We start from the raw sequence: 6149 nt of genomic DNA, 5'->3' as shown, positions 1-6149 counted from the left end.
CAAGGTGTGCGAGGCGATTTCGGCGCATTACGACCTGCATATGCTCAACCGCAGCGACGACGCGCGCAACTCCATCATCGCCGACTACACCATCGGCGTGAGCGCGTCGCGGCGCAGCCGCAGGCCGCACGAGCGCCAGATCCTCGCCGCCCATCACGACGACGTTCGCGTCATCGAGCTGGTCGGCACCCTGTCCCTCTCCAACGTCGACTACGTCTCGCGACAGCTTGCCGGCAGGCCTCGTCCGCAATTCATCGTCTTCGACCTGCGCCGCGTCACCGCGCTGACCCCGGCCGGTACCCGCCTGCTCGCCGAGCTGTTCCGCGAGCTCGCGGGCTTCCACGTCACCGTGATCCTCTCCGGCGTCCGCCGCACCTCCGCGGACTGGAAGACGATCACCGAGCAGACCGGCGATGTCAGCAACGTCCGCAACTTCTATCTGCTCGACACCGCGATCGAGTGGGCCGAGGACCAGATCGTCTACCGCTACGGCGGTGCGATCGATTTCCACGACACCACCGAGCTTGCCGAGCAGCCGCTGCTCGCCGGCCTCACGGCTGCGGAGCTGGACGAGCTCGGCGCGCCGGCGACGGTGCGGACCTACCAGCACGGCGAGCGCATCGTCGCGGCCGGCGACGCCGCCACCTCGCTGTTCTTCCTGCGCAGCGGCGTGGTTCACGTCACCCTGCCCGACGGTGTCCGCCTCGCGACGCTGACCGCCGGGATGGCGTTCGGCGAGATGGCGCTGCTCGAAACCCACCGCTCCGCCGACGTGTTCGCCGACCGCGCCGCGACCGCCTTCGAGATCGCGCTCGCCGATTTCGAGCGTTTTCGCGAGCAGCATCCGAAAGCCGGCGAACGCATCATGCGCAATCTGGCGCAGCTCCTCGCCGAACGGCTGATCGTCGCCAACAACCGGGTGAACCTGCTGACGGCGAGTTAGGCCAGAAGCCTGTTCGACGAGGATGAACCAGGCCGCGGCAGACTTGGTTCACCTCTCCCCGTCGGAGAGGTCGGGCACCGCCATTGCCGCATGAGCCACGCCAACGTCGCAGCCGCTCAGACCACCTCGTTCGCCGGCTGCAGGTCGATCGCGAAGGTTTCCAGGAATTTCGAGGTCATGACGTAGAAGCCGACCGCGAGCTGCAACTCGACCAGCGCGCGCGGCGTCAGCTTCGCGGCGATCGCCTGGAAGGTCGCATCGCTCGGGCGGAGCTGCGTGACGATCTCGTCGGTGAAGGCGAGCGCCGCGCGCTGCACCTCGTCGAAACAGGCCGCCGATCTCCAGTCCTGCAGTGCTTCGTTCTGCTCGTCGGTGACGCCGACATTCCTGCCGATGCGCTTGTGCGCCACCACCTCGTACGGCGCCTCGCACAGGATACCGGTGCGGGTGATCGCAAGCTCGCGCAGGATGGGATCGAGCTCGCCCTTGTGGCGGATCGCGCCGCCGAGGCGACAATACTGCTCCAGATGGCTTGGCGCATGCGCCATCATCCTGAAGATGTTCGCGTTGCGGTTCTTGCCCAGCAGCTCGCGCGTCCTGTCGTTGTGCATCGACGGATCGCAATACTCAATTTTGGCCATGCTTCACCTTTAATTCCGCGGTCTTTCGCCGCGATTTCTACGCTTCTCCGCCAAATCTCGAACCGCTGATTGACGCAACACCAACACGGCCAAGTCAAATTGCCGCCGCAATATTTTTCGACTCTTTGCATGTCGATATTCGCGGCGTTGGGGCAACTTTGGTATTCGCGAATATTCGTCCGTTGGGGCGTTCTGCGTAACAGTTTGATCAGCGTTTGTGCTTTCCGCGCCACGAGGGCTTATGCCCAAGTCTAGGGGGAAACAAGGCATGAAAGATGCCGCCAGGAGGGCAACCTCGGAAACGCTGGCGCACATGCTGGCGGTGACGGCAATGCTCGTCATCGCCAGCGTGCTGTTCTATGCGCGCTGACGCCGCCATTGCGAGAATGCAGAAGAATCCAGATTAGGGTCGAGCGTACTGGATTGCTTCGCACCAACGGGCACGCCCCAAACGTGTCCCGCTGGCTCGCAATGACGGCGTCAGCTCTTTTTGCAATGATCGGTTTATTCATTTGAGTCAATCCACTTAACCTTGTATCCGGGTTTTCACGTGGTCTTCTCGAAATAGGGTATCAAGCGGCCGGCGAATGCTGCGGATCGTGCAGAGACGCGGTCGCCGATCGCAAGCGCCCTGTCGCCATGGGCCATCATCCGAAAGCCCTCCACGATATCGACCAGCACGATATCGGACGTCGGAGATCGCCAAGCCCGACGCAATCCTTGGCCCTGGCGATCGCGATCTCGGCGCCGAGCTGGCTCAACGCGGGGGCGGCGGTGACATGCTGATAGGTATGAGCCTGGGCGCAGCCGCGCACACGGACGCGCGCCTCGGCCGTCGGCTCGCGGCTGACGAAGGCGGCGGCGCCGTCCGACACCGGGCAGCAATCCAGCAGCTTCAGCGGCAACGCCACCGGCTTCGACGCCATCACATCGGCCACACTGATCGGCTCACGAAACTGCGCACCGGGATGCGTCATCGCATTCGTGCGCATCAGCACCATGGCGCCCTACCCTTCCGCCGGCACCGCGCGGGTCACGCCGTCGTGCACCATCGCGGCGATGTCTTCCACCGAGAAACCGGCCTCGCGAAGAATCTCCTCGCCGTGCTGGTTGAGGCGCGGCGCGAGCCGCACCGGCTCGGCCTTGGTCTCCGACCAGGTGGCGGCGACCTTCATGTTGCGGATCGGCCCCTCGGTCGGATGCTCGAGGACGGGGAAGAAGTTGGCGGCGTTGAGGTGTGGGTCTTCCAGCATGCTCTGCAAGTCATGCATCGGCATCACGGGAATGTCGGCCCTGGTGAGCAGCTCGCTCCATTCCGCGGTGGTCCTGGTCTCGAAGATGCGCGCGAGCTCGGCATAGACGCTGTCGATGTTGGTGGCACGGCCGGCGAAGGTCGCGAATTTCGGATCGCTGCGCAGGTCGTCGCGGCCGGTGGCGGCAAAGAAACTTTCCCACTGCTTGTCGTTGTAGACGATCACGCAGACATAGCCGTCGGCGGTCTTGTACGGCCGGCGGTCGCGGGACAGATGCCGAGCGTAGCCGCCCTGGTCGAGCGGCGGCTCATAGGTGAGGCCGCCGAGGTGATCGCCGAGCACGAAGCTCGCCATGGTCTCGAACATCGGGATGTCGAGCCGCTGGCCGCGCCCGGTGCGGTCGCGGTGCACGAGGCTCGCACAGATCGCGCCGACCGCGGTCAGGCCGACGATGCGGTCGACCAGCGCATTCGGCACGTAGCGCGGGATGTCGTTGCTGGTCTGCGCCATCAGCGCCGGCAGGCCGGTGGCGCCCTGGATCAGATCGTCATAGGCGGGTTTGGCGGCATAGGGCCCGTCCTGGCCGAAGCCGAACACGCCGGCATAGATCAGGCGCGGGTTGCGCGACGCGCAGACGTCGTAACCGAGGTCGAGCCGCGCCATCGCCTGCGGCCGCACGTTGTAGACGAGCACGTCGGCCGAGGCGATCAGCCGCAGCACCGCCTCGCGGCCGGCGGGCTTCTTGAGGTCGAGACAGATCGAACGTTTTGAACGGTTGGTGTTCAGAAATACCGGCCCCATGCCGGCATGCCTGGTGGGACCGATCAAGCGCGTGACGTCGCCGTCGAGCGACTCCACCTTGATGACGTCGGCACCGTAGTCGCCGAGCATCTGGGTCGCATAGGGCCCCATCAGGACGGTGGTCATGTCGATGACCCTGATGCCTTGCAACGGCCCCATGATGCGCGCGCTCCCCTGTGTGTCGTCGGCTTCAGCTAACGGCAGGCGGCAGCCCAGATCAAGGCCGCCGCGCGTATGGGGGTATGCGCGTGCCACGATATCGCCGAGAGTAGGATTGCTTCGTCGCCGACGCTGCTCGCAACGACGGATGCCTGAGACATAGGTTCGCGTTCTCGCGGCACGACCGGCCCGAGCTCTGCGGGAAGCGACACCTTCGGTTGGTTCTCGTAGGATGGGTAGAGCGCAGCGAAACCCGTCACCTTCCCAGGATGCATTGATGGTTTCGCTGCGCTCTAGCCATCCTACGCGCCTGTTACCTCAACCCCAATCGCCGCAGCTCGGCCTCGAGATCAGTCTCGTGCTCGGTGTAGTGGATGGTAACAAAACCGAGCCGCTGCGCGGTCTCGATATTGGCCGCGTTGTCATCGATGAACACGCAAGCCGCCGGATCGAGCTTGCGGCGCGCGAGCAACAATTCGAAGATCTCGGGATCCGGCTTGACGCAGCCGACATCGCCGGAAAGAACCAGTTCGTCGAACTCGTCGAGAAACGGATGGGCGCGGCGCGCGATGTCGAACTTGTCGCGGCTGAAATTGCTGATCGCGTGGGTCGCCACCCCCGCGGCCTGCAGCGCGCGCAGGATGGCGACGTTGGCCTCGATCGCGCCGCCGAGCGTCTCCGGCCAGCGCCGATCGAAGGCCAGAATGAAATCGGCGTGCCCAGGGAAGCGCGATGCCAGGCCTGCGATCGTTTCCGCATACGGCGCGCCGGCGTCGAGGACGCGGTGGTTGACCTCGGGCAGACCGGTCTCGGCCAGGATCGCTGTGGTCTCGGCGTCCGAAAAACCCATCCGGCGGTAGAGGTTGAACGGGCTCCAGCGCAGCAGCACATTGCCGATGTCGAAAACGACGCACTCGATGCTCGCGGCCATGCCTCGCGCTCCATGCGGGCGCGCTCGCGCCAGCTTCTCATGCCAGCTATTGACGTCTGCGGGGAAATTGCAAGAGTGCGAGCGCGCGGCCACATGGCGCATGACCCCGGCGGACGGAGACGCATTATGAATGCAACACCTGAATTCGTCACGGTCGAGACCAACGGCATCCGGCTGCGCGTGGCTGTGGCCGGCAAGGGGCCGCTGGTCGTATTGGTGCATGGCTGGCCGGAAAGCTGGTATTCGTGGCGGCACCAGATTTCGGCGTTGGCGGACGCGGGCTATCGCGTCGCCGCGCCCGACGTGCGCGGTTACGGCGGCAGCGACAAGCCGGAAGCGATCGAGGCCTATGCCATCAAGGAAATGTGCGCCGACATCGCCGGCCTGATCGAGGGTCTCGGCGAGCAACAGGCGGTGCTGATCGGCCATGACTGGGGGGCGCCGATCGTGTGGAATACGGCGCTGTTTCATCCCGAGAAGGTGCGTGCGGTGGCCGGATTGAGCGTGCCCTACACCGGACGGGGCCCCGCGCCACGGATCGAGCTGTTCCGCAATCTCTACAAGGATCGCTTCTTCTATCAGCTCTATTTTCAGGAGCCAGGGGTCGCGGAGGCCGAATTCGAGGCAGATGTGCGCGCGGCGCTGCGAAGAATCTATTATTGGCCCTCGGGCGAGGGCAGGAAAGCCGGTCCGCCGCCGCACAAGCCGCCGGACGCGAGATTTCTCGATGGCCTGGCCGACCCCGATCCGATGCCGGCGTGGCTCACGCCGGCCGATCTCGACTACTATGTCGGCGAGTTCGAGCGAAGCGGCTTTCGCGGGCCGCTCAACCGTTACCGAACCTCCCAGCTCGACTTTGCCCAGCAGGCGGCGATTGCCGACAAGAAGATCGAGCAGCCGGCCGCATTCATCGCGGGCACGCTCGATCCGGTGCTGTCGTTCGTTCCCGGCGTGGACCTGATCGCGCTGATGCGCGAGCGCGTGACCGACCTGCGGCTGGTCCGCCTGATCGACGGCGTCGGCCACTGGGTGCAGCAGGAACGTCCCGCAGAGGTCAACGCGGCGCTGAAGGAGTGGCTGGCCGGGTTGGGGTGAGTGCAGGATTTACTGACGAGCCGTAGGGTGGGCTAACTAAGCGAAGCGTGCCCACCATCGAGCGTCGCGTTCGCTGCAAGATGGTGGGCGCGTCGCTTCCGCCTTCGCTCTGCGAGCTACGGCGGACGCGCGACTTGGCTCACCCTGCGGCACCGAGCAAGACCCGTCTCACGGCCTGCGTTTGTGACCGGCGCGAGAGCGGCGCCGTGTTGCACTCGTGATGCGATTGTCGAATACTGCCGCCGCAACGATCCCCCGACCGGTGGAACGCGAGGCCGTCATCGAGGGCGGCTATTCGCATCGCGGCCACACCGACCGTCACGCAA

The 6149-nt window shown here is 65.1% G+C and carries 5 protein-coding genes and 2 pseudogenes; 2 read left to right on the top strand and 5 right to left on the bottom strand.

All coding sequences use genetic code 11. From position 1 onward, the window contains the following. Nucleotides 1-943: cyclic nucleotide-binding domain-containing protein (locus JOY90_RS06450; protein WP_291690316.1), on the top strand; the 943-nt coding region annotated here is incomplete at its 5' end. A gap of 116 nt (nucleotides 944-1059) precedes the next feature. Here JOY90_RS06450 and JOY90_RS06445 read toward each other — a convergent pair. The 5 genes and pseudogenes from JOY90_RS06445 to JOY90_RS06425 all read right to left on the bottom strand — a co-directional run bounded on the left by JOY90_RS06445 (nucleotide 1060) and on the right by JOY90_RS06425 (nucleotide 4728). Further along, nucleotides 1060-1584 carry a carboxymuconolactone decarboxylase family protein gene (locus tag JOY90_RS06445; RefSeq protein ID WP_291690315.1) on the bottom strand — a complete coding sequence of 175 codons (525 nt, stop codon included), beginning with the start codon at nucleotides 1582-1584 and terminating at the stop codon, nucleotides 1060-1062. 546 nt (nucleotides 1585-2130) lie between these two features. After that, a pseudogene (locus tag JOY90_RS06440) lies at nucleotides 2131-2271 on the bottom strand (DNA-binding protein); the annotation flags it as partial. After that, nucleotides 2267-2582: pseudogene (locus JOY90_RS06435) on the bottom strand (thiolase family protein); the annotation flags it as partial. The pseudogenes JOY90_RS06440 and JOY90_RS06435, both read right to left, overlap by 5 nt. A 9-nt stretch (nucleotides 2583-2591) precedes the next feature. Continuing rightward, entirely contained in the window at nucleotides 2592-3797 is a 1206-nt protein-coding gene (locus JOY90_RS06430; protein WP_291690313.1) for a CaiB/BaiF CoA-transferase family protein, read from the bottom strand. 313 nt (nucleotides 3798-4110) lie between these two features. Beyond that, nucleotides 4111-4728 (bottom strand): HAD family phosphatase, encoded by a 618-nt coding sequence (locus JOY90_RS06425; protein ID WP_291690312.1) that lies wholly within the window; start codon nucleotides 4726-4728, stop codon nucleotides 4111-4113. 126 nt (nucleotides 4729-4854) lie between these two features. Here JOY90_RS06425 and JOY90_RS06420 point away from each other — a divergent pair, with 126 nt between their 5' ends. Next, nucleotides 4855-5823, top strand: a complete 969-nt coding sequence (locus JOY90_RS06420) for an alpha/beta fold hydrolase (protein WP_291690311.1) — start codon at nucleotides 4855-4857, stop codon at nucleotides 5821-5823. Nucleotides 5824-6149: the final 326 nt, after the last annotated feature.

The organism is Bradyrhizobium sp., from assembly GCF_019242285.1.
Classification (GTDB): Bacteria; Pseudomonadota; Alphaproteobacteria; order Rhizobiales; family Xanthobacteraceae; genus Bradyrhizobium.
Note: the sequence above shows the minus strand (reverse complement) of the source record. Positions and strands in the feature narration are given on the sequence as shown.

Bases quoted from the DNA above. Each gene is read 5' to 3' on its own strand.
- JOY90_RS06425 (WP_291690312.1), bottom strand. From the start codon at position 4,728: ATGGCCGCGAGCATCGAGTGCGTCGTTTTCGACATCGGCAATGTGCTG.
- JOY90_RS06420 (WP_291690311.1), top strand. From the start codon at position 4,855: ATGAATGCAACACCTGAATTCGTCACGGTCGAGACCAACGGCATCCGG.
- JOY90_RS06445 (WP_291690315.1), bottom strand. From the start codon at position 1,584: ATGGCCAAAATTGAGTATTGCGATCCGTCGATGCACAACGACAGGACG.
- JOY90_RS06430 (WP_291690313.1), bottom strand. From the start codon at position 3,797: ATGGGGCCGTTGCAAGGCATCAGGGTCATCGACATGACCACCGTCCTG.